Consider the following 26,931-nt stretch of genomic DNA (forward strand, 5'->3'; position numbering starts at 1 on the left):
CACAGAATGGGAACCATAAGAGGCATTAGTGGTATGAAAGGACTTGATTTCGCAGTGATTATCAATGGAGATATTTTAAAAGTGCCTGAAGAACTTTGTGAAATGAAGGATTTGCATCATATCAATTTAGAAAATAATAAAATCAAAAATTACCCTGCTTTTTGGAAAAATTGTCCTGAATTAGATATTGCGTTGGGGGGGAATCCTTTGTAACTAAGATTTTATATTTCTTACAAAAACATATTATTATTTCGGAGATGAATGTTCATTAAATATGGTATTCATACAAAATTCTATCATTCCATAAGGTTATAAAAAAGTGATTTGTCGCCTAGCTTTTAGTTACTAAAGCTAGGTTTTTTTATTTACTCCGCTAGTGATCTTCTTCCTCTCCGAATTCCTCCATTTATAACCCACTGATAAGGTTGAACTCCGTCACATTATAATGGGACAGGTCGTCACATGGACATGGGACACAATGCCACATTAAGCTGTTACAGATTGTCACATTAGAATGTGACACCTTTCAACCTTATAAGGTGATGGCTCGTCACCTTATAAGGTTGTTTCTGTAATACTCTTTTTTACCTAAATATGAAGCTGGACTATATATTATTTTCTATTTTTACATCGTGACCAAACTTAAAGCATATTTTTAACTAAATCATGCAAATAAAACTTTAAACTACTTATTACTTATGTTACGACTACTCTCATTAGTGGCTATACTATTCACTTTTCAAACAGTTTATGCACAAAAAAACATCGTACGTTTCTTCAATCAAGACCTTGAAGAAATAGAGCATAAAAGTGAAGCCTTTTATATTCAAAACACAACATTCTCTGAAGATGGCTATTACAATCATCAACTGCTTTATGCCACAACTGATTCCGTTTACGCCACCTTCACTTCTATTGATCAGCTTGGAAAAGATAAAGTGGGACTCTATACAGTGTTTCATCAAAATGGAAAAAAGAAACACCAGGGGCATTATAAAAAATTCAGTACAGGATGCAAAAAGTATGGTATTTGGGAAAGTTGGTACAAAGACGGCTCACCCAAAATGACCGTGAAGAGATCTTCCTCTTCTACCATAAAAATGCTTGATTATTGGGATGAAGAAAGAAAACACTCAGTCATCGAAGGTTATGGGAAATACATTGAGAAATGGGAAGGCACTGATCAGATAAAGCTGAAAGGAAAATATGAGCGTTATCACAAGACAGGAAGATGGACATCTTATGCAAAAAATGGCAAGTTACTTTATGAGGAAGTATGGGAGAAAAATAAAATTACAGAGGGTAAAAGTTGGGATAAAGACAATCATGAATACACTTATAACAAAAAACCGATTTCAAAAGCACACCCCTTAAGCCGGATGGGGTTCAGTAATTTAATTAAAAACAGCATCAAATATCCCCAATTAGCATATGAACAAAAAATTGAAGGGACTGTAGATATTCGTTTTTATGTGGATTTAGATAGCACAATTAGTGAAATCACAGTCAAGCAAAGTAGCAACTCTGTCTTCGAGCAAGAAGCATTGCGTGTATTTACAAAATATGCATACTTGAAGTGGGCCCCAAAAACCATAAGAGGGAAAGCTGTGGCTGATTACACTCAATATAAAGTCCGTTTTAAAATGTCCTCTCGTTTCAGTGAACAAATGACACAACTTGATACTGAATTTTATTTGACTGAAAAACTTAAACATACAAACTACCCAGAAATGGCCAAATACATAAAGGTGATTTCTCAGAAAGGGCAACGGTTTGAACATAAAATCTTTTACAAAGAACCTAAAAAAATATACTGTCAGTTTTATGCTGAGGACATATCAGGGGTAAGAAAAAAAGGAGTGTATCAGACTTTTTATACGAATGGAAAGGTGATGTCCAAAGGAGAATATTTGAAAGGCTTCAAATTCGGAAAATGGGAAGACTTTAATGAAAAGGGCCAAAAAATCAGGGAAATTATATATGAAAATGCAGAGTATAGAGCCACCGGAAAAATGAAAGAATGGTACAACAATGGCAATTTGGCAAAGGAGGGTGACTTTGTTGATGGAGGAGACCGTGAAATGGGCGATTGGAAATACTACTACCCTAACGGCAAACTATTTATGGAAGTCCGGTACAACAGCCCTGAACTTTCGAGTGTAAAACATTATGGCGATAAAGGCACAATGCATTATTACAGTACAAAGAGAAACAGTAAAAACCATTTTTATAAAATTGGAAATGCAAAGAAAGATAATTTTCAATGGCTCATTTCCATGTTAGCCAAAGATGTTACAATACTTAATTTCTATGATAAAGATGGGAAGCAAACCATCAAAGATGGTTATGGAATTTTCAATCTCTACGATGCTGAAACCAACACTCGAGTGGCTGGGGCAATGGGAAAAAAGGTAAGGGATATCAATTGGCTGTTTATTGGTGATGATTCTCCTTCAATTGACAAGGAAGTAGCCTATGGTTATCGTTACTTTGACAATATAGACTCTTTAAAATTCATCCAAAATACCTACGGACCTGATGCTAATTTCTCTTACATTTCAAGTAATAAATCGTCGATTAAAATACTTGACCTCTATGATTCAAATGACACTACAGAAATTGACTATTCCAATTTTTGGAACATGTTCTTCACTCCTATCATACATTTGGCTGTTCTAAAAGAAGTTTTACTTCACCCTCAATACAACTATCTGGATAAAGCTGGTATGAAAACCGTCAATAATTACCTTGGTTTCGTAATAAAGTATGATCCCATCAACAAAGATTATAAGGTAAGGCTTTATACTCCAAAAGGGGGACAACTTTATAAAAAAGCTTTTGAAGATATTCATTCGCCTAAAAACAAAAAAGTGTTTCAAAACCTTATGGATGGTATGATGACCAAGTATCCGGAACTAGTTGAGTTTTTTAAAAGTGGTAATGAAGCTGAACTTGGGTTTAGAATTTTCGATGCAATATAACATCGTTTTCATCATGAATGACAGCAAAATATATTGAAGTAAGTACCCAAACCTTTTATATAATTTTATAACACTTCATGTTATATATCAAACACCTTTTGCAATATTCGTTACTATCATATTATTCTATTATATATATGATAAAAATGTATGTTAATAATTTAAATATTAAAAAATAACTCATAGCTTTGACGATGTTAAAAAGGTAATTATACTTTAATATCAGTATGTAATGGCTTCACTAACAAAAAAAGAACTACAGAAGAAATATCAAGATTACAAAGCACAAGGATTAGCTTTGGATATGACAAGAGGTAAACCAGGTACAGAACAACTTGATTTATCCTTACCAATGATGGACTTAGTAACATCTAAGGACTACAAAACTTTAGCAGGTGCTGACACTCGTAACTACGGAGGTCTTGATGGTATTCCTGAAATGAAAGAAATTTTCAAAGATTTCTTAGAGGTTTCTTCAACAGATGAGGTGATTGCAGCTGGTAACTCTTCCCTTACTTTAATGCATGATACAATTGCGAGAGCAATGTCTCATGGTTTCCCTGAAAGCAAAAAGCCTTGGGGGCAGCAGGACAAAATCAAATTCTTATGTCCTTCTCCAGGTTATGACAGACACTACTCTGTGTGTGAGCATTTCGGTATTGAGATGATCACTGTTCCGATGACTGAAAAAGGTCCGGATATGGATGTAGTTGAAGAATTAGTTGCTGAAGACAAGAGCATTAAAGGTATTTGGGTAGTACCTAAATACTCAAACCCTACAGGTTATACTTGTTCGAAGAAAACAGTGAAGCGTTTGGCTAAAATGAAAACTGCTGCGAAGGATTTCCGCATCATGTGGGATAATGCTTACACAGTTCATCATTTATCAAGCGACCAAGATGAGTTAGAGAACATCCTTGAGGCTTGTAAAGCGGAAGGTACTGAGAACAGAGTATTGATCTACGGTTCATTCTCTAAAATCTCTTTTGCTGGTGCTGGTGTTGCTGGTATGGGTGCTTCTGTTGATAATATCAACTGGATGAAAGGTCACTTGTCAATGGCGACAATCGGTCCTGATAAGATCAACCAATTAAGACATACACGTTTCTTCAAGGACTTCAAAGGAGTTCAAAAGCATATGAAGAAACATGCTAAAATTATCGCTCCTAAGTTTGATGCGGTAATCGAAATCTTAGAAAAAGACTTGGGTGGTAAAGGTATTGCTACTTGGACAGTTCCAAAAGGTGGTTATTTCATTAGCCTTGACGTACCTAAGGGATGTGCGAAAGAAGTAGTGAAATTAGCAGCGGAAGCTGGTGTGAAATTGACTGCAGCAGGTGCTACTTTCCCTTACAAAAACGATCCTAAGGATAAGAATATTCGTATCGCTCCAACTTTACCTTCTATGGGTGAAATCAAGTTGGCTATGCGTGTACTTACTGTTTGTGTGCAATTAGCGGCGGCTTCTAAGAAGTAGTTTTCACATTCAGTTTATAAAATAAGGGCAATCTCGTTTTGAGGTTGCCCTTATTTTTTGTTTCATATTTTAGACCACATTGTTGTGGGTAAATATGTTTTTGGGAGGTGAACCGTGGTTTGGGTTGACACGTAGGTCTACCCCTACATGGTTATAAAACCTCGTCTAACATTTTTGTATATTTTTCAAAATCTGATTCGATTTTGGGATCTTTCATGACATCGTATAAATGATAAGTTGCCAATTTCTCCATTCCGATAAAACTGTTCATTTTATGGAACCCATACATTGGGCCATTATCTACACTTGTTCCTTCAAACAGTTCTCCTTCTAACTCAAAAGCTTCGATTGGAGCATTCCAAGAGGTTGTCAAAATGTATTTTTTGCCTTGCAATAAACCACCTCTACCATAATTGAGTTTTGGACTTTTGCTAGATCTTCCATCTGAAGCATAAAGCTTGTTGTGTCCATTAGTTAAAACTTGGTCAAGGTAATGTTTAAAGCCAAAAGGAATAGAGAACCACCAAATCGGTGTATGGTAAATCACGACATCTGCCCATACAAACTTTTCTATTTCTTCATTGACATCATATTCCTCATCTACAAAAGTAGATTTCACTTCAAAACCTTCTCTATTTTTTAAATAATCTACTGATAAGTGGGCCAGAGACCTATTTAAGCTACCTTGAGAGTGAAGGAATTTCTGACCTCCATTGATGACTAATACCTTTTTCATTTTCTTTTATCTTTCACTGTTTAAGTACTAAGACTACATTTCTTTCACGTGAAAATAATTAACTTGTTTCAACAAATATGGAGCATTTAGGAATGTTAAAAGCCTTGGTGCTTGAAGATTCTAACAATCAAAAGGTTAAGAAATCTTATTGTTTTTAGAATAAAGAAAAGGAACGGTTATTTTTGTTGCTTGTTCCCCAACAAGATAATATTAGCATATCAAACATTCATGAGTACTACGAACAACCAACAAAAGTGGATTGCGATAATCAATCAAAACTTTCGTGCTTTCTACTTTTTCATTTTGAAGAATAAGAAAACCATCATTCTATCCATTTTTGGGTTAATACTCCTTGGCATATCTTTTATTCTCCTTTTCCTTTCTGGAGCGTTTGGTTCAGGATATTCTGATGAAGAACTATTAAATTATGAAAACGAAACTGCTTCTGTAGTTTATTCCGAAGATAAAATTCTGATTGGTAAATTCTTCGCCGAGAATAGAACCAATGTACAATTTAAAGATCTCCCCAAACATCTTATTAATGCCTTAGTTGCCACAGAAGACGCAAGGTATTTTAAACATGAAGGAGTTGACTCAAGAAGTGTACTGAGAGTACTGTTTAAGAGTATCATATTAGGTGATAAAAGTAGTGGCGGTGGTAGTACCATTACGCAGCAATTGGCGAAAAACATGTATGGAAGAAAGGATTATGGTCCATTTTCCATGATTTTTAATAAATCAAATGAGATCAAAATTGCACAGCAAATCGAACGCCTTTACTCTAAAGAAGATATTTTAAGGATGTACCTCAATACGGTGCCTTTCGGTGAAGACTTGTATGGTGTGGAAGCCGCATCTGAGCGCTTTTTTAATAAGAAAGTATCTGCTTTAAAAATTGAAGAAAGTGCTATTCTGATTGGTATTTTAAAAGCGAATACATTTTACAACCCAAGATTATATCCTCAGAATGCTCAAAAAAGAAGAAATGTGGTAATGAACCAAATGTTGAAATATGATTTCATTACCCAAAAAGAATATGATTCCCTAAAAGTATTACCGCTTCAACTCGATTATGCTAACATTGAAAATGAAGGAATTTCCAACTATTTCCTTGTTCATGTTAAGAAGAAAGCGAAAGGGATCGTTGAAGAATATAATGAGGCCAATCAAACAGACTATGATCTTGAAAAGGATGGTTTAATTATTCAAACTTCCCTGAATGCAAAGTTGCAATACAATGCTCTTCTTGCTTTCCAAAAGCATTTATCCACTATGCAGGGACTGCTAGAAAAACAGTATGCCAGAGGAAGTAGTAAAAAAGAATTAGAGCGATTGGTCGTTGCTGCTTCTAAGAAATTTGATCAACCAAAAACTAAAAAATCAAGGGAGTATTTTACATGGGAAGGGATCAAGGTTGAAGAACTAAGCATAGAAGATAGCATTAGAAAAGAACTTTCATTGTTGCATGCTGGTTTTCTAGCCCTTAATCCTAATGATGGTTTTATAAAAGCTTGGGTGGGTGGTATTGATTTCAGGACACATCCTTATGATCAAATTATGGCAAAGAGACAATTGGCCTCTACCTTCAAACCTATAGTTTATGCCGCCGCATTGGAAAAAGGAACTCGTCCCTGTAAATATTTAAAGAATGAAATTGAAGAAGAGGACGGCTGGAAACCTGAGAACTATAGTAAGACTTCTGGCGGAATGTATACTCTTTCTGCATCACTTGCTAAATCTTTGAATATCCCAACGGTGAACTTATACAATTCTATCCGTTTTGATCGTTTAGAAGACCTTTGGACACAGCTAGGTTTTAGTGAGGAATTGAAAGATTACCCTTCAACCGCTTTGGGTACTGTGGATGCCAGTATTTATGAGTTGGCTGTTGCTTACTCGGCATTTGCCAATGGCGGTTTTAAAATAGAGCCTAGATGGATCACAAGCATCAAAACCACAGATGGAAAAGTGATTTATGAAAGTGGTCACGTTGAATCGGAAAGGGTATTGAGTGAAGAGACTTCCATTTTGATGTCAGAAATTCTTCAGAAAGCAACTCGAGAAGGTACAGGCGTTGCCTTAAGAAGCAGATACAATGTTCGATTGCCTATTGGTGGTAAAACGGGCACATCACAAAATTATGGAGATGCGTGGTTTGCAAGTATTAATCCCAATCTAGTTATGGTAACCCGAGTGGGTGCTACTTCCAATCAAATTCATTTTAATTCAGGTGTGAATGGTAGTGGCAGTAAATTAGCCCTTCCTATCACCGCACTTACGCTTCAGGAAACTCAAAAAGACAAAGCACTTTCAAAAGAATTATTTACCTACTTCCCTGCCCTGCCTGATTATCTTTCAGATGCTTTGGACTGTGAGGATTTTAAGGAAGGCACTGATGTGGAAATGTTCTTCAATAATATCTTTAAGAAGAAAACAAAGGAGGAAAAGGAGAACAAGAAAGCGGAACGTAAGAAACGCAGAGAGGAAAGAAAAAAGAAGAGAAAACAGAATAATCTATAAAAAGAAAGGCTAAAGTGGTTAAGATCACTTTAGCCTTTTTGTTTAAAGCTCTAAATTAATTTTCTCCCAAAAATCAGGGGTGTTCTCTTTATTTTTCTTGTAAGCAAAAGGCTTCCCTAATTTAATCTGCTGATCAGGGTAAAAGTGAAGAAAGATCCCTTCATTAAATGTGTAATTTGAGAAGGTATTATAGCGATTCCAATACGTTAGATGGTACTTACCATCCTTTTCTGGGTCTTGATAGATAAACTTATCCTTCTGATAACGACAATCTTCTGGAATATTGACAAAGTAATTGGTTTTTACGTCCATCACTTTTCCTTTTTCATCTGGATAAATGGCAAGCTGTTCCCATTGTTCAATCACAAAACTTTTAGCATTGATTTTTAATTTTACTTGAAAAATGGAAGGGTCAAACCACATTAGAGTATTATAAAAATGAGTATTTTTCTCAATGGTAGCTGTGGCCAATATTTCAAAGTGAGTGTCCGTTTCTTCTAATAGTTCGAAATCATAATGCCTCTTTCTGATGGAGTTCAATAAAGTATATTGATGAAAATTGACAGGACAAATTCTGGGAGCAAGGAAAAGATGTTTTTCTTGTTTAGTTCCCCATCCACCTACAGGTTCAGTAATCGTAGCCCCTCCCCATATTTTGTAATCCTTAAAAAGGTCATTTCTTACCGAAAGCTTTTCTCCTGTATCATTATTCAATTGTGTTAACTGTGCGTGCGTGACAGATGTTTTTTTACTTTCTTTATATTCTTTACCTTTTTTCTGATAGCCATTTGTATCATTGATTTCTGCAATAGCTTCTACTAGAATAAATCGATCATTCTTAGCGTCGTATACTCTGCTTTTATATAAAGCTTGGAATGAGAAAGGGTTTTGATAGTAATTCCTTTTTAGGCGTTGCCTTACTTTTCTCATCACTTTTTTGGCTGAAATAGGTTTATCCCTAATTGTTAGCGTCGCTAATTCTTTAGTATCTGTTTCTAAATAGATCTTTGTGGAATTCGTGATTGTTGAAAGAGCAACAGTTCTCTTTTTATACCCGATACATGAAATGTTTAGACTGTCTCTAAACTCAGTGATATAAAGTGGTATTGCAATAGAGAATGAACCATTGTCTGAACTAGAAACGCCTATATGTTCTTCAGGTAACCCTATACTAGCAAATGGAATGGGTTCTTGTGTTTCTTTATCTATCAAAATACCTGAATAGGTTTGTATATCATGATCTTTTCTTGAAACTGATTTATACAAATACACTTCTTTTTTAGGAATACTTTTCATCAGCTCTTTTGTATCTGTCAGCTTTTGTAAAAGAGTATCTATCCCTTGATTGACTTCTGTATACACCACATTTTCATCTAATGGAGTCTCATATTCTGTGATTCCCTTTAATGTATCAGCGTAAAAAAGTATATCAATTGCACTATTCCATTCCAATTGCAAAGGCTCCAACCCTAGTGCATTTCCATACAATAAGGTGTCAAAAGTAGAAAGCGGAAGCATACTGTAGTGATGGCCCGAATTTTCCAAAGCATGTTCTAAACTATATTCTTCTTGTGTTTTCAGTTCCGGGAAACTCGAAGTAGTTGAAAGTACAGTAACATTCTCCTTTCCCAGTTTAGCAATGACCTGTTTTCCTAAAGATTGGAACGCATCATAATCACGATGTTTTACGCTTTTTATTTCATTTGAAACATGGCCTGTAGCTCCCCAAAGAATGAATTTTGAATCAGGGTTCTGTTCTATATGCCACAATGCATTTCTAGCCATCGCATCATCTCTTGGCTGTGCATGTTCAACTTTCCAATTCTCTTTTGTGATAGAACTGATATTGGGGTAAGCCTCAATAAATTGAACAAACTCATCTTGAGAATCTAAGACTCTTAACCAAAAGGACTGCTGTTTTTTGCGTCGAGAAGTGCCTACTTCTTTTTGAGCAATCGCTTTTCTAATGATGGGAAAAGCTTTTTTGTAAGGAGCTAGACTTTTAGGAACAGTCCACCTTGAAATCACCTGATAAGCATCAAACCAATCCAGTAAGAGTTCTTCCTCTACTTCATTTGATAGATATTCTTTTAAATCATAATAAATACTCTCCCCTACCTCACGTGAAGGATAATCAAAGCCACCCACTTTCACATGGTACTTTTCAATATCTTTTCTGAGGTTTTGAAATTCATTGGCAGAACTCCAAAATTCGAATACAGAAGAGCTTAATTCTCTATAAACATCTTTTCCTTTTTTGATGTTCCATTGTGCCTTTTGTACATCATAAAAGCCCGATTCAAAAAGGATATAATCAAAATCCATTTCCTGAATCAAAAACTGAGCAAGGCGTGAGTTCATTGCGACGTGATTGCCTAAAAAATGTGATGCCTCACCAATAAATACTACTTTATCATCACCAATCATCTCTTTCAAAGGCATTAAGTCTTCAAAAGTAGAATCCGCTACAGCTGATGAATACAATGGAATAAGGTGTCGATTTACTTTTTCATTTAAATCATTTTCTGATTTTTGAACCTCTTGTGCATTAAAGAATGTAGCTATATTTAATAGCAGAAGTAATAATGTTAGTTTTCTCATTTAGATTAAGATAGATTGCTGTATTTATTTCATTTATAGTTATGTCAAGGCAAAATTCATTCTAGTTTCGAATACTGACACCAATAAAAAAATCCCAACCTCCAACACAAAGTCGGAAATCGGGATAAAGCTATATATATAAATCAGAAGGAGTTATTTCACATTCTTCAAGGCTTTCCAATGCGGTTCTTGCATTCCTGCCAAGTCAAAGATGGCAAAACCTTTGGCTCCACCTTTTTTGGCCAATTTAATGGCTTCTTCCATATCCTCTTGTTTTGGTAAAGCAGGTGTATAAAGACCAGTGATCAGTGGCTCTTTGAACTTCCCTTTCACATCAGAAACACCTTGCTCTGTGGCGAATTTGATCCAGTCAATTGGTTCCTCATAGAAATTATTATAGATCATTGGGAACACCATGTCCAACTTGTAATCATCCCATGACTGACGGCAGATTTTTCTAGCTAAGTCTGGGTAAGGAAAAACAGCTGCTGACAGCATACTTCCTTCTTTATGTACAGCATCATAGATTTTATTTACTAAATGTGTAACGGAGTCGTATCTGTACTGACGCCATTCTTCTGATGCTGTCGGATCTTTTAATTCTTTGATATCAATGCCTGACTCTTCTTTGAACTTCTGTCGGCACGTTTCACAATAACAGAAATCCCACTCAGGGTATTCTTTATCTTGTACTATACCGTAAAGTGGCTGAAGTGATGAAGCGAGAATAACATCAGAATATCTTACATAATCCAAATGAACTCCTTTTACTCCTTCAATTTTTGCCAAAGAAACGGCCTGTTTTACAATATGGTCTTGTACTTCTTCTTTTGATGGGCACACCCATTGATAATAATCAACATATGGGTGGTATTCATAACATGAACGTCCATCACCACTTACGGCGTACCAATCTGGATTTTCTTTGGCTACTTTATCTCCATTTCTGTTGAGTGTCCACATCCATGCGTGCATCTCAATATTTCTGGCTTTCAGCAATGGATACATTCTTTTGTAAGAAGCTTCATTTCCTCCCAAAAGAACACCTTCAATGTTACAGTCTTTGAGTACATCTAATTTCTCTTCCCATTGAGCGTCTGTCCAATCATCGTGCGAGTGAAGCCACATCCAACGTGTTGGAAGCTTTTTACCTTTTGCTAGTACGGGAAGTCCTAACACGGCCCCTGCTGTTGCTAGTCCTGCGATTTTAAGAAATTCTCTTTTCTCCATTTTATGTGTAGTAGTTTTTACGAGTATTTATAAGATTTCTTTTTCTTTCTGCTTATCAAAATTTCAAATTGCTGTATAGGACCTCAGTAGCAACGTAGCCTGCTACGTGTATGTCAAAAAAAGATGTACTATTTTTTAATTGCACTTTATCAAAAAAAAATCAACATACGCACATTTTCAGACTATTGCGTAGCAGGCTACGCTTCTACAAGTCACCCTAACATTATATCATACTTTTTATATTTCAAATCAATTTTGATTCGCTTCAATCATAAATATACTCTAATTCATTTCAATTATATCAGTTGAACTGTCTTCTCTGATAATGTAAATTTTCTTTTCCTGAGGGACTTCCAATACCAATTGAAAACCAGTAAGTGTTCGTTCCATTTTTGGAGTTACTTCTTCTCCTTCAAAATGCATTTTATCCACTCCACCCAATTCCTCATAGGTTTTGGCATATACTCTATTTTTTAGAAAGAACTCTTTTTGTTTATAATAGATATCATACAAATGACGGTGTAATCTTTCCCCTTCCGTTTCTTTGATTTCTTTACTGACTTTCTCTCCTGCTTTACTTTCCGTAAAATGAAGATAACCCCATTGTTCCGGCATGTGCATAGCAATTTCTCCTTGAGGCGACCATACCCAATTGTGTTCCGGATAAGGTCTTCCTGTATCAGGATTGATCTTTTTGGCATACTCCCCTTTTTTTGCTTCCAAGTCCCAGTTTACTCTTGAAAAATTGATTCTCCAACGTGTATCTTCTTTTGGGAAAATGGCTAAGGGATTTTCTTGTCCAATTACTTTCCATGGGAAGGCAATTTCCAATGTCCACTTTTCATCCTTATCAGTAGGATCATTCAAAGTACCATACATTTTCACCGCTGATTTTAAGCCATCGATATCCCAAGCATTCATATACTTTCCGCCGTCTCTGTAAGGCTTTGTCATCATCAAGTCCCAAATAGTATTGAGCAGGTTCATTTCAAACTCATAGTATTGTGAAGACGTTGGTACAGGATTAAGAAATACCTCAAAATCATTGTCTTGATAAATCACTGCATCTCTTTCAGTGATTGTACTCCAAAGGTGAGGTTCTTCCAGCTCCGCTGCGATATACAAATAATCTTTATCCCACAACATTTTTACTCTTGTTTGAAATGGAGGATTAGGTTGTTTGTCTCCTTCAATGTCAACAAAGTCCTGTGTCCATTCAGCATCTGCCCAGTCTTCTTCATCTAAAACACCATCAATTTTGATTGGTGCTGAGGATTGAAAACACAAATAACTTTCAGGTGTTGGGTACTTCTGAGCCATGGTTGAAGTGGCTACAAAAAGAGTGATAACACTGAGGATAGAGATTATTCTTAAAATCATTTTCTATTAGGTATTCTAGCATCAAAAACCCATTGATATCAGTTTTGATGTCCGTTTATTTTATTTCAGTAATTCAGGATGAGTTTGATAAATTTTATATACTAACTCACCAAATAAAGTATTGGTCCATGCAAACCATGAACGTGTATATTTCTCAGGATTGTCTTTATGAAAAGATTCATGCATAAATCCTGTTCCTGCGTGCGTCGCTTTCAATTGTTCCAAACACCATTTCAATTCTTTTGGATCTTCTGAAGTCAATCCTTTCTGAATAATAGACATTGGCCATACATAATCCAAACCTACGTGCGGACCGCCGATTCCTTCATATTTTCCTTTAAAGAAATAAGGGTTGCTGTCTGACCACACAAAGTCTCTTGTTCTTTGATATAAAGGATCATTGGCATCCATACAGTCCAAGTAAGGCATTGAAAGTAAACTTGGAACATTGGCATCATCCATAAAATATTGGTTACCAAAACCATCCACTTCAAAGGCTAAAATTTCACCAAAGTCCAAATGGTCTTTTGTACCATATTTTTTAATGGCATTATCTACCTCTTCAGCTAAAGCTAAACATTCCTTCGCAAATGCTTTATCCTTCACTAAATTTGTATAAATGTCCGCCAATTGTTTTAATGATGCTACCGCAAATAAATTGGATGGAATAAGGAAGGGTAATAAAGTTGAGTCATCAGAAGGGCGGAATGAAGATACGATCAAACCACATGGTTTCATAGATGCACCTGCACCCCAGTTGGCCATGGTATCTTCGTATTTTTGAGTCACTCTTGAGAATGTGTAAGGCCCCACTCCGTCTTTACGTTGTTGCTCTTTGAAAGTCTTTACAATCAGTTTCGCAGACTTCTGCCAAGTAGCATCAAAAATAGAGGCATCTCCTGTTTTCTTCCAGTAACCATTGGCTAATCTTACCGCATAACATAATGAATCAATTTCCCATTTTCTCTCATGGGTACCCGGCTTCATATCTGTGATATCTGTTTCAGCCCATTTTGATTTTACAGTCGGGTCTTTCTCAAATGCATTTGCATAAGGGTCCAATAAAACACACTCTGCTTGTCGATTGACTAAACCTTTGATCATGGTTTTCAGCTTATCATCCTCATTGGCTAGAGGAAGGTAAGGCCAAACTTGTGCTGTTGAATCTCTCAACCACATGGCAGGAATATCACCGGTGATCACAAAGGTGTCTGGGCGGTCTTCATTCATGGTAAATTCAACTGTGGTATCTATTGTATTAGGGTAACAGTTGGTGAACATCCATCTGAGTTCGTCATCCCCAATTTTCTTCGCTACCTTTTTGATGATTTTCTCAACAGCCTCTGATGTGAATTTTCTTTCCGCAACAGGAGGTCTATGTGATGTAAATTTATCTTCAAATAATGTTGAGGCCATCGTTGTACCTCCAGCCATTGATAGGCCTGTAGTAAATAATCCAGTGGTTTTGATAAAATCTCTGCGTTTCATTTCGTTCTACTTGGTTCGTGTTGGTTAATTAGGATTGTTTTTTGGTTATTTTATGTGCTGTTGGCGTAGTGGACTACGCTTCTAAGAGTGGGATTTCTCCCTTATTTACTCTTTGGATTGCTTCCCTGTCGCGTAGTTGACTACGCTTCTACAAGAACCTTATCAGCCCATGACAATTGCCATGGACTAATATTATTTGGTTCAAGGGGTATATCTTAAATATTATTCAAGCATTTTACTTCTAATGCTTTTTTCAATTCTTCAGCATTGATCGTCGTTCTTTCCAGTGTGATTACTTTTTCTTGATTTGCTTCAAGATGGAAGTAATTATCTGAGAAATGTGCTGTTGCTTCTCCTGCTAGACTTAATGCTACGCTTTCAGCAAATACATCCGACTTCAATTTTATTTTTAAGGTATTACCTTCTTCTACAACAGTTGTTTTGATGTTTGCTTTTGGAAGGATTTGATCTTTTGGTTTAAAGAAGAATGCGTAGTTCTTAGCAATAACTTTTCCGTTTGCATCTTCTGCTTCCAACGTCAAATACATTGATTTTCTTTCTTTTAAAGTCGATTTTCTCCCTAAAAGCTCTTCTAATGTACTCTCTAAAACTACCTTAGAAGTATTTCCGTCTACCTTGATGGGCAACGACTTCTTTACTAGCTCTTTACCATCAAATGTATTCCATTTTACATTCAATGTTGCACCAATTTCCTTCCACTCATCATTTACTAACCATACTGTCAGTAATTCATCTTCAATATCAGTAGAAATCAACTGTGGCTCGAAGGCTCTTTCCGCCGCATAGTGTAATGCTTTCCACTCTCCATAATAATCAATAGAAGACCAAGAGGCAGCAGGCCAGCAATCATCTAATTGCCAGTACAACGTACCCATACAGTAAGGCATTCTTCTACGGTGAATTTCAAAACCTTGACGCATACCATCTGCTTGAAGTAGTTGTCCTACGTAAACAAAATCTTCAAAGTCAGTGGGTACATTAAAATCTCTTTCCATATAGACTTTAATCAAACCATTACCTGTATAGCTTTTCTGGTGTGTATTCATGACATCCGTTTCCAAGCCCCAATCCTCTTCGATGGTGAATTTCTTGATGGCTTTGAATGAAGGGAAAGATTGGAATCCATACTCACTCATAAAACGAGGAACGTATTCTTTGAAGCTTTCAAATGGATATTTTCCATGCCAAACTCCCCAGAAGTGGTTATCGCCAATTGTGAAGTCTTCTAAATTACCCCAGTTTGAAATTGGTGATGAAGGATAATAGAAACGGCCTTCATCATATGTTTTTACCATTTCTGGCAATACTTCTTTAAATAATCTATTGTAATCTTCTAGTAATTTCGCTTGTACCTCTTCAGACCAACCGTAAGAATCTTGCCAGCCCCAGTTGTCCCAAGCTACACCTACTTCATTATTACCACACCATAAAGCCAATGATGGTCTATTTCTTAAACGCTTAATATTGTAAGCTGCTTCTTCTTTTACTTTTCTGATAAAGTCTTTATCCCCCGGATACATTGTACAGGCAAACATAAAATCTTGCCATACTAAAAGTCCCTTCTCATCACATTGGTCATAGAAGTAATCACTTTCGTAAATACCACCACCCCACATACGCACCATGTTCATGTGTGCTCTTACCATACTTTCAATCATCCAATCGTAACGATCTTTTGTCACTGACGGTAAGAAACTGTCCTGCGGAATATAGTTGGCTCCCTTCATAAATACGGGCTGTCCATTGACTTTCACAAAGAAACTTTCACCAATACTGTCCGGTTCGTTGATCACTTCCACAGTTCTAAAACCAATTTTATGTGATTCTTGATCCACAAAATTGCCATCTACATTCAATTGTGTGATGATTTCGTACCTTGTTTGCTCTCCTAAACCATTTGGCCACCATAATTCTGGGTTCTCAACTTCTGCTTCCAATTCGATCACATTCAAACCTTTATTCAACATTACTTTTTTCTCTTGAGAAGAGAATGTTGATGAATTGTTTATCAATCGGATATTGGCGTCTCCCACTACACTTGATTTTACTTCAACCGTAGCTTTCAACTTTGCTTTTTCTTCTGTCAAGCTCACTTGCTGTAAGTGAACGTCATTAATTTGGGCACTATTCCAAACCACTAATTCTACAGGTCTCCAAATCCCTGAAGTCACAAAACGTGGGCCCCAATCCCAACCAAATGAATAAGGTGCTTTACGTGAGTAGATACTGTATTTTTCCTCTCTTGCATCATTGTCGGCAGGATATTCAAAGCCTGCTTGCTCTCTAAGTGGTTTTGTTATTTTGATTGGTGAATGAAAATAGACTTCCAGTACATTTCCTTTCTCCTTTAATAGTGAGGTTACTTCTTTATTGTATCCCACAAACATATTGTCGGAAGAGATGACTTTTTTACCGTTTAAAGTAACATCAGCGTAAGTATCTAAACCTTCAAAATTTAAAGCAAAATGTTGATTTTCTTTGAAAGAAGTCGGTAAATCAAAAGTTGTTTTGTAAACCCAATCTTCTTCTTCAATCCATTGTAAGTCTTTTTCATTTTGACGGTAAAATGGATCTTCAATTAGTTTATTTTGAAATAAGTCAGTGTGCACTACTCCCGGAACGGTCGCAGGGTACCATTGCTCCTTATTGGCTTGTTTAAATTCCCAATCGGAATGTAAAGGATAAGATTTTTTCAATTGCTCTTGGCTTTCCCAATCTGTTGAACAACTCAAAATTAGTAGTGATAGAAATGCGTAAGTTAGGTAAGTAATGTTCTTCATCTTATTTCATTTATGCTAAAATAGCCCAAGGCGATCATGCCTTGAGCTAGTCTTATATTTCTTGGTATTAATTTAATTCACCAAACAAGTAAGCAGAAACAAACCAGAAGTTTTGTTCTCCTTCCTTCAGTTTTTGTGCTGTTGGCATACTCACCGTAATCTCATGTTGACCCGAAATTTTATCCATCGGAATGATCATAGGTGGTACATCTGAACCTGGACACCAGTTAGATCTTGACAAATCCGATGATGCTTCCGGCTCTTCAATTTCTTTCGTTCTGTACCCTTTGGCTTCCCAATCAATGTAATCTACATTTCTCTTCTTCAACCAAACTCCTGATGTAGGGTTGAATCTACGGAAAGAGGCACAGTCCGTTCTCCAAGGTGTGAACTTGAAGAATTCTTCTCCATCTAATTTAATGATGTTTTCTGTAGGGACAAACTCATCTCCTCCAGAATGTCCACCATGACCTGTAGTGATATACGCCAACTGAACATCTTTAGCATTCGCAGGAATTTCTACTGAAGTTCCCACATCTGCTCTTTGGAATTTATCACAACCTCTTTGAGGCGGAATATATCTTACAGAATTCAATACTGGAGCTACCCAACGTTTCTTGGCAGGTGCATAGGCATTTTCAGATTCATCAAATCGTAATTTTACATCTACTTTATACCCCTCTTTGGTCCAAGTGTCAATGTGAACACCGATATACACCTCTCCTTCTAATAAAGGTAAAAGCTGAGTGATATCCTGTTTCCACATCGCTTTTTCTGCCCATCCATCAATATAAACCGGCATTCTGTTAGGGTATTTTGAAGTATCTTGTTTTGAATAATGCCCCACTCCAAAAGGAGTCATAAAACGCATCAATTCCACAGCAGGTTTGTATTCTCCTTCTGCAATCATACCCGGATAATTATCCGTTTGTTCGGCATCATCGCTATGCTTCAACTTGTATTGCTTTTGAGCTACCGTCAACATATTCACTCCATTGGCATCCATTACAAACACAGACCCTGCCTTATCCCAACGATCACCTGCTGAAGTTTCCTCTACTATAATAGAGACTTTGGTTTCACGTTCGAATTTTGGAATATTTAGTTTACGAAGCATGATACGTCCCGATTCAATATAGAAGGGTTGCGTATCACTTACTCTAATGCCGTCTTTTGTCAATTCAGGATCAAAGTAAAGGTGCTCTTGATCAAATACATGATAAACTTTGTCTCCTATAGATGGAATTTCTTTAGGTCCACAGCTTACCATTAATACAGTTAAAGCGAGTAGTTGAAGAATTTGCTGTTTCATTTGCTGTCGTCTATTTATTTATTTCATTTTTGAGCGACTCCACTGTTTTATCACATGTTACCGCTCTTAAATATTCTGAGCCAGTACTTTCTTTACTCATTGCTACTCCATTGTTCTTGAAAGTCATCTGACTATCTACCAATTTCGAAGCAGAAGAATGTACTGCAGTTACCCCAGTTTTTTCTATAATTTCCTTTACATTTTTTGGTAAAACACCGCTTCCTGCCATAATCTCAATACGACCATCTGCTTGCTCCACTAAACCTTTCAATACCTCAACTCCTTCAGGAGCCGTCATCATCTGACCTGACGTCAATACTCTATCCACACCAAGACCGATTAAGTCTTCTAGTGCTTTGTGAGAATCTCTTGCCATGTCAAAAGCTCTATGAAAAGTGACACCCAAAGGTTTGGCTTCTTCTACCAGTGCTTTACATCTTTCTACATCTATTTCAGCATCTGCAGTAAGCGCCCCAATCACCACTCCATTCATACCTAATCTTTTAGCGGTTTTGATGTCTTCCAACATCTCTTCAAACTCTAGATCGGTAAAATAGAAGTCGCCACCTCTGGGTCTGATAATCGGGTAAACATCAATATCTACACTTTTTCTTACCAATTTCATCATCCCCTCACTGGGTGTTGTTCCTCCTTCTAATCTTCCTCCACATAATTCTATCCTGTCTGCCCCTCCTCGTTGGGCATTGATGGCGGAATCAACAGTATATGAGCAAATTTCTAATGTTACGTTCATAATCCTAAGTCAGAAAAGGAGTCAAATAGTATGTAATAATACCTCTAAAGAAAGCTGTCATTTTACATATTAGAATCGTAGCTACTCCTTTTCCTTGTTTTTTAAGCTCCTACTTTGAGCAATAATGGTTAATAATTTTTAATCTCTAGAATGCTTTCATAGGAATAGTACTTTGAGCTCCCAATTGCTTGTTTGGTGTATTGGTCATTTCAAATTCTAATTCCCCACCGCTCATAATTTCTTTATGAGTGATGTACAAACGGTCAATTACTTTACCGTTCAGCGTAATCTTATTGATATATTTGTTCTCTTTTGATACGTTTTTAGCAACTACTTTAAATTGGTTTTCATTGGATGTATTAATTACAGCTTCTTCGAAAATCGGTGTACCAATCACATAAATTCCCTGTGCTGGGTTAACAGGATAGAAACCTAAACTACTGAACACATACCATGCTGATATCTGCCCGCAATCTTCGTTTCCACTGATTCCCTCAGGAGTATTATCATATTGTGTAAAAAGAATCTCGTGAACTTTTTCTTGTGTTTTCCATGCTTCACCAGCATAATCATATAAATAAGCAATGTGGTGCGATGGCTCATTTCCGTGAGCATATTGACCAATCAAACCAGTAATATCTGGTGAAACATTATCTCCTGTCAATTCTGAGGAAACGGTAAATAACTCGTCTAATTTAGATACAAATGCTTTTTTAGAAGGGAATAAATCAATCAAACCTTGCACATCTTGTAATACAAACCAGCTATGTTGGTAAGCATTTCCTTCTGTATAATCTGTATTTTCTCTATGGTTTGCTTCTGCTGGATCAAATGGAGTTCTGAAAGTACCATTCGTCAAGCGACCTCTCATAAATTCAGTTTTAGGATCGAAAAGTGGTTTGAAGCCCTCCGAGCGTTTCATGTATTGTACATAACCAGCGTCATCACCAACATGTTTCGCCACTTGAGCAATACACCAATCATCATAAGCATATTCTAAAGTCTTAGTTACAGACTCTCCTCCTTTGTCAGAAGGAATAAATCCATATTTCCTATAGGCTTTCAAGTCACGCTCATCTTGCATTGATGTCACTTTCATCGCTTCATAAACTCGCTTAGGATCAACACCTTCAATTTCCTTTAAGACTGCATCTGCTAAAACAGGCATGGCATGATAACCTGTCATACAGTTCGTTTCATTGCCTGCTAATGCCCATACCGGCAAAAGTCCTGTCTCATCAAAATGTGCTAGCATAGAATTGATAAAATCTGCATTTCTTTTTTCAGACTCTACAATTGTTGATAATGGATGAACAGCACGGAATGTATCCCAAAGTGAGAAAGTACTGTAATATCTGAAACCGTTAGCGTGATGCAATTCGTGGTCTGCACCTTTATAATTACCTTGCGCATCTGAGTGTGTCACAGGGGCAATTTTAGTATGATATAATGCAGTGTAGAAAATTTCTCTAGACTTTTCGTCTGTTGTTGTGATTTTGATCTGATTTAAAGCCTCTTCCCAAACATCACTTGCTTTCTGCTTTTTCAAATCAAAGTCAAAACCTTCTGCTTCTTGCTCTAAAGCTACGTGAGCACCTTCTAAAGTAGCTGAAGACACACCCACTGCGGCTGTGATTTGATTTTGTGCATCAACACTCTTGAAAAAGATTTGACCTACTAATCTTTCTCCTTCTTTCTCAATATTAATTTTCTCAATTGGCTGTGAGAATTTCATTTCAAAATACACTCTCTGATCTTCAGCCCAACCTTTTGACAAACGCTCCCCTTGCACTCTATAATCATCAAGTTGTACTAATGATGACTTCATTACACCATCCCAGTTCACTGCAAAACCCAGATTGACAATCATAGAAGGGCTTTCTGCTGATTGAGGGTAAGTCCATCTATGAAAACCAACTCTTGTCCCTGTAGTCATTTCAGCTTTGATGCCACTATTTTCCAATAAAACAGCATAATAACCAGGCTTTGCCACTTCATTATCATGAGAATAACGTTGTGTATAAGGCAGTTTATTGCGGTTTTGCTCCATTGGATCCAAAGCATGTGCTTTAGCAGTAGGCAACACGATTAAATCATTTAAATCTCCAATACCTGTACCACTCAAGTGCAAATGACCAAAACCTACTAATAATGAATCTGAAATATGATAACCACTTACCCAGTCCCAACCGCTCACGCCGTTGACAGGACTACACTGCACGCCTCCGTAGGGCAAAGTTGCACCCGGGAAGGTGTGACCATGCTCACCTGTGCCTATTAAAGGATCAACAAAATCTACTAATTTCTTTTCTTCTGCCTGTTTCGGCATATCAGTAGTACAAGCTGTCATTACAACCATAGGTGCGATGGCAGCCACTTTCAAGGTATTTTTTATGTATTGTAAGATCGACACGGTAATAAATTTTTAGTAAGACCAATAATGGTGCGGTTCTCATAAAGTGTTCTTTGTACAGCAAAAATAAAAAAAAACAGTAATAATCACGCATTCAAACATGCAAAAACACGCATAAAATTGCTAACCTTTGTAAATAAACACAGAGCAATGTTATTCTGTTCAATATTATGAATGTTATACCATACAAAAAGACCTCTAGCAACTGAATGCTAGAGGATATATCTTTGATCAAATTTGCACTTATCGGAAACTATACCATTGTTTTATACCTATAAAGTCAGGATTACTTGGCGAATTGGCTCTTTGTTCTTCGATGACTCTGTTGGTTTCTGAAGGGTGAACCGTCAATTCTCGATCTGGATAAGGGAACCTTGCAGGTCTTACATAGTTGGTCACTCCACCCAAATGCAAAGGCACATTTTCAGGTGTTGCAGAAGGTGTTAATGTCTCCAATAATGGGTCACCTGGGTATGAAGGTAAATTATAGGTTCCGTCATCTTCCTGCGATAATGTTGCTCGTACAATAGAAGGTTTGTTGGTTCTGTTCCAATTTGCGAAAGCGTTGTAACCATCTCCAATATTCGAAATCCAACTTTCATAAGCAATAACCTCCAATTTGTCTGTGGCATCATCATAGGCTTGGTTCGCATTGGCAATATAGGCTGCCACAGCGGCGTCATGGCTATAAGCATCATTGGTTTGCCTTTTATATAATTCCTCCATCTTCATTTCAAACTCTTTGCCTGGAAAATTGATAGCGTCATATTTTGATAAAGCTTGAGTTACCGCAGTTGTGAAGAAGGTTTTTGCATCCCCTGCCACCCCATATCGGATTACCGCTTCAGCCAACATAAAGTTCATTTCGTCAGCACCAATCACAATAGAAGGTGTTACTCTGTTGTATGTTGCGGGGGCTAAACTTGCTAGCGTAGCAAACTGTCCTTTTCCTTCAAATTCATAATCTGTTTGGTCAGCCCACAACGCCGCTTGAACTACTTGATCAGTACTTGAATTATGGAATAATCCTTTTGTTCCAAAAGCATTTTCACCATATCTCATTCCTCTGAAATGAACTTCCTTGAATTCATTGGGGCCTCCTGCTTGAGCAAATGGATCAAAATTGGTGTAGCGTGCAGTATCTTCCATACTCACATAAGCACTACCATCCAAAGTCAAGTGAGATGCTATTCTGAATAACCTTGGATCTTCTCTCTGTTGCATGTTTTTCAAGGCCAATTCACTCATAAAAGGTCCTGAAAAACCTCCAACTTCGCCTCTCACTGCCACACCTGTTCCATTGACATGCTGTCCCCATGGTCCACCTACATCTGCATGATTGACATACACAGCATTCGACCAATCTGTAATATAACCGCCGTCACCATTCATACCTTTCAAGAAAACCTCCTGTCCCTTTGTAGGATCAGCATGTGACATCATCATTCCAATTTTCATCAGTAATGAGTTGGCTAACCTCACGTATTTTTCTGCGCCTACTGTACTTGGCTCATACAATTCCGCCGCGTCCGTATTAGTAAACAGGTTTGTATTTGTCGAGGAATTCAGGAGTACACTTCTTGCTTCTTCAAGTTCTGTCACCATCGTATTCAATACCGTTTCCTGATCATCAAACTTTGGATAAAAATTTCGTTCAGTGAAACCCTGCCCTGCCTCTGTGTAAGGAATATCGCCATAAAGGGCTGTCATTCTAAGCAGGTTCACCACTTTGACAATTTGTGCTTGTGCAATTTTCCCTTCCTGACCTTCTTGTTCACCTAATCGGCTTTGAATATCAGTTATGTTTTTGACTACATCACCAAAAATCAAACTCCATGTGGCTTCTGTAAAACCATCATTCCGTCTAAAACCAGAACCTTGAGTATAATTACAAGCCAAATTTTGTGACAACGGGCCTGACATTATAAGATTTCCTCTAAAACCTTCATGTCCACTAGAGAACATTTTAAGCTGGGAGAATGTAAAAAGGTGTTTAGGATCCAAATCATTACTCTTCCATGGATCTCTATTCATTTCCTCAAACTCATCGGTACAGCCCATCAGCATAAACAAGGAAAGAATACTATATCTAAAATATTTTATGAATTTCATTATCAAAGAGAATTTAGAAGTTAGCATTTAATTTAAACCCGTAAGTTCTTGGGATCGTTAAGTTGGCAAACTCAATACCTTGTCCATTTCCACTAGTAAATGAAGATTCAGGATCTATGTTATCCGTATTTCTCCATAAATAAAACAGGTTAAAGGCATTGGCTGATACTGAAAGGTTTCGGATCGGTGTTTTTCCAAGCAAATCATTTGAGAATCGATACGACAAGGTCACTTCTCTTAGTTTTACAAATGATGCATCATAAATAAAATGCTCTGAAATTTGAGATACAGCTCCATAATATTGTTCAGGATCAATATTGTCTGTAAAAGGTGAACCATCCTCTCTTACTAAACCTCCAGGATTCCAAGTTTGATTAGGGTCATAAAATTCATCTCTGCCCGTCAGCGTGGATTCATGCTTACCTAAATTATAGAGATTAGATTCTGTTGAAGAATAGATCTCTCCTCCCCATTTTGAATCAATCAAGAATGAGAAAGATACATTCTTATAGGTGAATGAGTTTCGTAAACCCGTCATCCATGGTTGTACACCGTTACCAATGATATGAACGCCATCATCAGCCACTGGTCTACCACTGTCATCCACTATGATGCTATTGTTATCTGGATGTCTTTTATATTTCTTACCGACAATCACACCATATGATTCTCCAGGAATTGCCTGTACAGACACACTTCCTAAGGATAATAACTGGAATGAATTGACACCTTCCGTTAGTGATACCACCTCGTTGTCGTTATAAGCCATATTCAATGTGATATCCCAAGTGAAGTTATCATTCTGGATTGGCATATAATTCAGCATTAATTCTATACCTGAGTTATCGATCTGACCTGCATTGATCAGCGCTCTTTCAAATCCTGCACCTTTTGAAATGTCTACACCCAAAATCTGATTGACTGAAGAGGATTTATACCAAGCGAAATCCAATCCAAATCTATTTTCAAAGAATCGAAGATCAATACCAACTTCATAAGAGGTTTGTATGGCTGGCTTTAAAGTACTGTTTGGAATTTCCCCCCCTTCAACATTACCAATATTTACTCCATTGTGATTCCAACCATCTAAACCATATCTCAGATTAAGTTTGTAAGGATCTGTATCTGAACCTACTTGTGCTACTGAAGCACGAACTTTACCAAAGGAGAACCAATCCGGCATGGTCCAATCCATGTCTGAGAAAATCCATGATGCTGATAAAGATGGATAGAAGAATGAATTATTATTTAATGGCAGTGTAGAAGACCAGTCATTTCTTGCAGAAACATCCAAGAACAAATATCCTTTATAACCCACCGATGCTGTAGCATACACTGACGCTATTGCTCTTTCGCTTTTTCTGAAATCTTGAAATCTTGAAGAACCAGCAAGAGGGTTCTGAAAATCGATAGCGGTAAAGTTTTCAGATCCTGAGTCTGTATAATCTACCTCTTTGTGCATATAAGCACCTCCGGCATTGGCGGTAATATCAAAATCACCATACTGCTTATGGAACATCAATAAAAAATCGAAGTTGTTTTCTCTATCCAAATTGGTTCTTTCAAAAGCTCTACCTTGAGAAAACCTTGGCGTGAACAAAGGCTGTAAAACATTCTGACGGAAAGTACTATAATCTGTACCAGCTCTACCCATCAATTTTAAGTAATCAGTAAACTCATAGGTCAAGCTCACCATACCTATTATTCTATCCAGCTGATCTTGATTGACCACCTCGTTCAAAGTCCAGTAAGGGTTTTCATCGTCATTATTATAACCAATAGGTCTTCCGGTAGTTGGATCTTTGTAGTTTTGAAGCCATTCTTCATTAATAGTATTCGGAATTTGGATAAAATTGGCCATGTAGTTATTCACCGAATTACCCATTTCCAAACGGTTATGCGCTTGCTGATTGACGTAAGTTACTCTTGCATCAAGGGAAAGCTTATCATTGATCATTTGTGTTTTCCCTCTTAGGTTAAAGGTATTCCTTTTATACGTTGAGTGATCCACTTGCCCTTTACTGTCCATATTTCCATAAGAAAAACGTACCGTCGATTTATCATTACTTGAAGTCAATGCAATGTTGGTATTCCAAGTACGGCCAGTATGGAAAAAGCTTCTGTAGTTATCATAAGCACCCACCGGTCTTGTTACACCATCAAAAAAGCGCATGCTTTGACCATTAATTTTCGGGCCCCACATTGTTGTTACTGATTTAGGGTCTGAATCAGGAGGAAGCGTTCCGTTTGTACCCTGAGCATACACCTTTTGATCTTTTGGAGTAATTCCCAATGCATCAAAAGTAACGCCCACATTGAAATCTACTCCCAATGCTTTTCCTTTAGTTCCCGATTTAGTGGTGATCAATACCACACCGTTTATGGCTCTTGATCCGTAAAGTGCTGTAGCAGAACCACCTTTCAAAACGGACATAGATTCAATATCGTCAGGGTTGATGGAAGATAAACCATCCCCTGTGTTTACATCTCCAGAATCAGAACTATCGCCTGCATCTTTGACTTGATTATTAGAAATAGGCACACCATCCACCACATAAAGCGGTTGGTTATTACCACTTAGGACCGCATTACCTCTTATGACCACTCTTGAAGAAGAGCCAGCTCCACCAGAAACAGGTGCTACTTGTACCCCAGCCACTTTTCCAGAAAGAGAATTCATCACATTGGCTGAATTACCTGCTGAACCTAACTCCTCGGACCCCACCTCCGACATGGCATAGCCGAGCGAGCGTTCCGAACGTTCAATACCCAAAGCTGTTACTACAACTTCTTCAAGTTCTTCGGCATCAACTTCTAATTGGACCATAATGTCTGTCGCTGTAGAAACATCAACTTCTTTGGATTGATAGCCTATAAAAGAGAAAATGAGTGCGTTTTGATCATCAGTTAGCTGTATGGTAAATTTCCCATCCAAGTCTGTCACAGTACCTGAGGAAGTTCCTTTAACTAAAACATTAACACCCGGAAGTGGTGAATCGTCTGTAATATCTTTTACAGTACCTGTCACCACTTTTTCTTGTGCCAACAAATTACTCTGCATAACCATGATGCACAGTAACATAAGTAAGTATTTTTTCATTGTAGATTGAATAGAAATAAATTAGT

The 26,931-nt window shown here is 37.2% G+C and carries 15 protein-coding genes; 4 read left to right on the plus strand and 11 right to left on the minus strand.

The window, feature by feature from the left end:
* From AVL50_RS12820 to AVL50_RS12830, 3 genes are all read left to right on the plus strand, one after another.
* Nucleotides 1-213, plus strand: a 213-nt coding sequence (locus tag AVL50_RS12820) for a hypothetical protein (RefSeq protein WP_216639045.1), incomplete at its 5' end; no start/stop codon positions are given.
* 485 nt (nt 214-698) lie between these two features.
* On the plus strand, nt 699-2,981 hold the full coding sequence (locus AVL50_RS12825) for a TonB family protein (RefSeq protein ID WP_082795797.1): 2,283 nt from the start codon (nt 699-701) through the stop codon (nt 2,979-2,981).
* 232 nt (nt 2,982-3,213) lie between these two features.
* Complete coding sequence (locus AVL50_RS12830) at nt 3,214-4,458, plus strand: aminotransferase class I/II-fold pyridoxal phosphate-dependent enzyme (RefSeq protein WP_062616902.1); 1,245 nt, start codon at nt 3,214-3,216, stop codon at nt 4,456-4,458.
* Between the two features lie 151 nt (nt 4,459-4,609).
* Here the strand turns inward: AVL50_RS12830 and AVL50_RS12835 are convergent, their stop codons facing one another.
* A complete protein-coding gene (locus tag AVL50_RS12835; protein WP_062616903.1) occupies nt 4,610-5,194 on the minus strand; it encodes an NAD(P)H-dependent oxidoreductase in 585 nt (194 codons plus the stop codon).
* Between the two features lie 228 nt (nt 5,195-5,422).
* Here AVL50_RS12835 and AVL50_RS12840 point away from each other — a divergent pair, with 228 nt between their 5' ends.
* Nucleotides 5,423-7,714 carry a transglycosylase domain-containing protein gene (locus AVL50_RS12840; protein WP_062616904.1) on the plus strand — a complete coding sequence of 764 codons (2,292 nt, stop codon included), beginning with the start codon at nt 5,423-5,425 and terminating at the stop codon, nt 7,712-7,714.
* 42 nt (nt 7,715-7,756) lie between these two features.
* Here the strand turns inward: AVL50_RS12840 and AVL50_RS12845 are convergent, their stop codons facing one another.
* The 10 genes from AVL50_RS12845 to AVL50_RS12890 all read right to left on the minus strand — a co-directional run bounded on the left by AVL50_RS12845 (nt 7,757) and on the right by AVL50_RS12890 (nt 26,905).
* Complete coding sequence (locus tag AVL50_RS12845; RefSeq protein ID WP_062616905.1) at nt 7,757-10,315, minus strand: erythromycin esterase family protein; 2,559 nt, start codon at nt 10,313-10,315, stop codon at nt 7,757-7,759.
* Between the two features lie 153 nt (nt 10,316-10,468).
* The gene (locus AVL50_RS12850; RefSeq protein ID WP_062616906.1) at nt 10,469-11,545 is read right to left on the minus strand and encodes a putative glycoside hydrolase; all 1,077 of its coding nucleotides are present in this window, start codon (nt 11,543-11,545) and stop codon (nt 10,469-10,471) included.
* A 282-nt stretch (nt 11,546-11,827) separates the two neighbouring features.
* Nucleotides 11,828-12,925, minus strand: a complete 1,098-nt coding sequence (locus AVL50_RS12855; RefSeq protein WP_063850696.1) for a carbohydrate-binding family 9-like protein — start codon at nt 12,923-12,925, stop codon at nt 11,828-11,830.
* Nucleotides 12,926-12,985: 60 nt separating this feature from the next.
* Complete coding sequence (locus tag AVL50_RS12860; RefSeq protein WP_062616908.1) at nt 12,986-14,413, minus strand: glycoside hydrolase family 125 protein; 1,428 nt, start codon at nt 14,411-14,413, stop codon at nt 12,986-12,988.
* A gap of 215 nt (nt 14,414-14,628) precedes the next feature.
* Nucleotides 14,629-17,214 (minus strand): glycoside hydrolase family 2 protein, encoded by a 2,586-nt coding sequence (locus AVL50_RS12865; protein WP_062616909.1) that lies wholly within the window; start codon nt 17,212-17,214, stop codon nt 14,629-14,631.
* A 67-nt stretch (nt 17,215-17,281) separates the two neighbouring features.
* Nucleotides 17,282-18,526: a PNGase F N-terminal domain-containing protein gene (locus AVL50_RS12870; RefSeq protein ID WP_062616910.1), complete on the minus strand. Its 1,245-nt coding sequence runs from the start codon at nt 18,524-18,526 to the stop codon at nt 17,282-17,284.
* A gap of 10 nt (nt 18,527-18,536) precedes the next feature.
* Nucleotides 18,537-19,280 carry a copper homeostasis protein CutC gene (locus AVL50_RS12875; protein ID WP_062616911.1) on the minus strand — a complete coding sequence of 248 codons (744 nt, stop codon included), beginning with the start codon at nt 19,278-19,280 and terminating at the stop codon, nt 18,537-18,539.
* A gap of 145 nt (nt 19,281-19,425) precedes the next feature.
* Nucleotides 19,426-21,693, minus strand: a complete 2,268-nt coding sequence (locus AVL50_RS12880; protein WP_216639046.1) for a GH92 family glycosyl hydrolase — start codon at nt 21,691-21,693, stop codon at nt 19,426-19,428.
* Nucleotides 21,694-21,936: 243 nt separating this feature from the next.
* The gene (locus tag AVL50_RS12885; protein ID WP_172826831.1) at nt 21,937-23,805 is read right to left on the minus strand and encodes a SusD/RagB family nutrient-binding outer membrane lipoprotein; all 1,869 of its coding nucleotides are present in this window, start codon (nt 23,803-23,805) and stop codon (nt 21,937-21,939) included.
* Nucleotides 23,806-23,818: 13 nt separating this feature from the next.
* Complete coding sequence (locus AVL50_RS12890) at nt 23,819-26,905, minus strand: SusC/RagA family TonB-linked outer membrane protein (protein WP_082795799.1); 3,087 nt, start codon at nt 26,903-26,905, stop codon at nt 23,819-23,821.
* Nucleotides 26,906-26,931 lie beyond the last annotated feature (26 nt).

Source organism: Flammeovirga sp. SJP92 (assembly GCF_001583495.1).
Lineage (GTDB): Bacteria > Bacteroidota > Bacteroidia > Cytophagales > Flammeovirgaceae > Flammeovirga.

What these genes read in the sequence shown, in the direction of transcription:
- AVL50_RS12825 (WP_082795797.1), top strand. Translation starts at nt 699, where the DNA reads ATGTTACGACTACTCTCATTAGTGGCTATACTATTCACTTTTCAAACA.
- AVL50_RS12830 (WP_062616902.1), top strand. Translation starts at nt 3,214, where the DNA reads ATGGCTTCACTAACAAAAAAAGAACTACAGAAGAAATATCAAGATTAC.
- AVL50_RS12835 (WP_062616903.1), bottom strand. Translation starts at nt 5,194, where the DNA reads ATGAAAAAGGTATTAGTCATCAATGGAGGTCAGAAATTCCTTCACTCT.
- AVL50_RS12840 (WP_062616904.1), top strand. Translation starts at nt 5,423, where the DNA reads ATGAGTACTACGAACAACCAACAAAAGTGGATTGCGATAATCAATCAA.
- AVL50_RS12845 (WP_062616905.1), bottom strand. Translation starts at nt 10,315, where the DNA reads ATGAGAAAACTAACATTATTACTTCTGCTATTAAATATAGCTACATTC.
- AVL50_RS12850 (WP_062616906.1), bottom strand. Translation starts at nt 11,545, where the DNA reads ATGGAGAAAAGAGAATTTCTTAAAATCGCAGGACTAGCAACAGCAGGG.
- AVL50_RS12855 (WP_063850696.1), bottom strand. Translation starts at nt 12,925, where the DNA reads ATGATTTTAAGAATAATCTCTATCCTCAGTGTTATCACTCTTTTTGTA.
- AVL50_RS12860 (WP_062616908.1), bottom strand. Translation starts at nt 14,413, where the DNA reads ATGAAACGCAGAGATTTTATCAAAACCACTGGATTATTTACTACAGGC.
- AVL50_RS12865 (WP_062616909.1), bottom strand. Translation starts at nt 17,214, where the DNA reads ATGAAGAACATTACTTACCTAACTTACGCATTTCTATCACTACTAATT.
- AVL50_RS12870 (WP_062616910.1), bottom strand. Translation starts at nt 18,526, where the DNA reads ATGAAACAGCAAATTCTTCAACTACTCGCTTTAACTGTATTAATGGTA.
- AVL50_RS12875 (WP_062616911.1), bottom strand. Translation starts at nt 19,280, where the DNA reads ATGAACGTAACATTAGAAATTTGCTCATATACTGTTGATTCCGCCATC.
- AVL50_RS12885 (WP_172826831.1), bottom strand. Translation starts at nt 23,805, where the DNA reads ATGAAATTCATAAAATATTTTAGATATAGTATTCTTTCCTTGTTTATG.
- AVL50_RS12890 (WP_082795799.1), bottom strand. Translation starts at nt 26,905, where the DNA reads ATGAAAAAATACTTACTTATGTTACTGTGCATCATGGTTATGCAGAGT.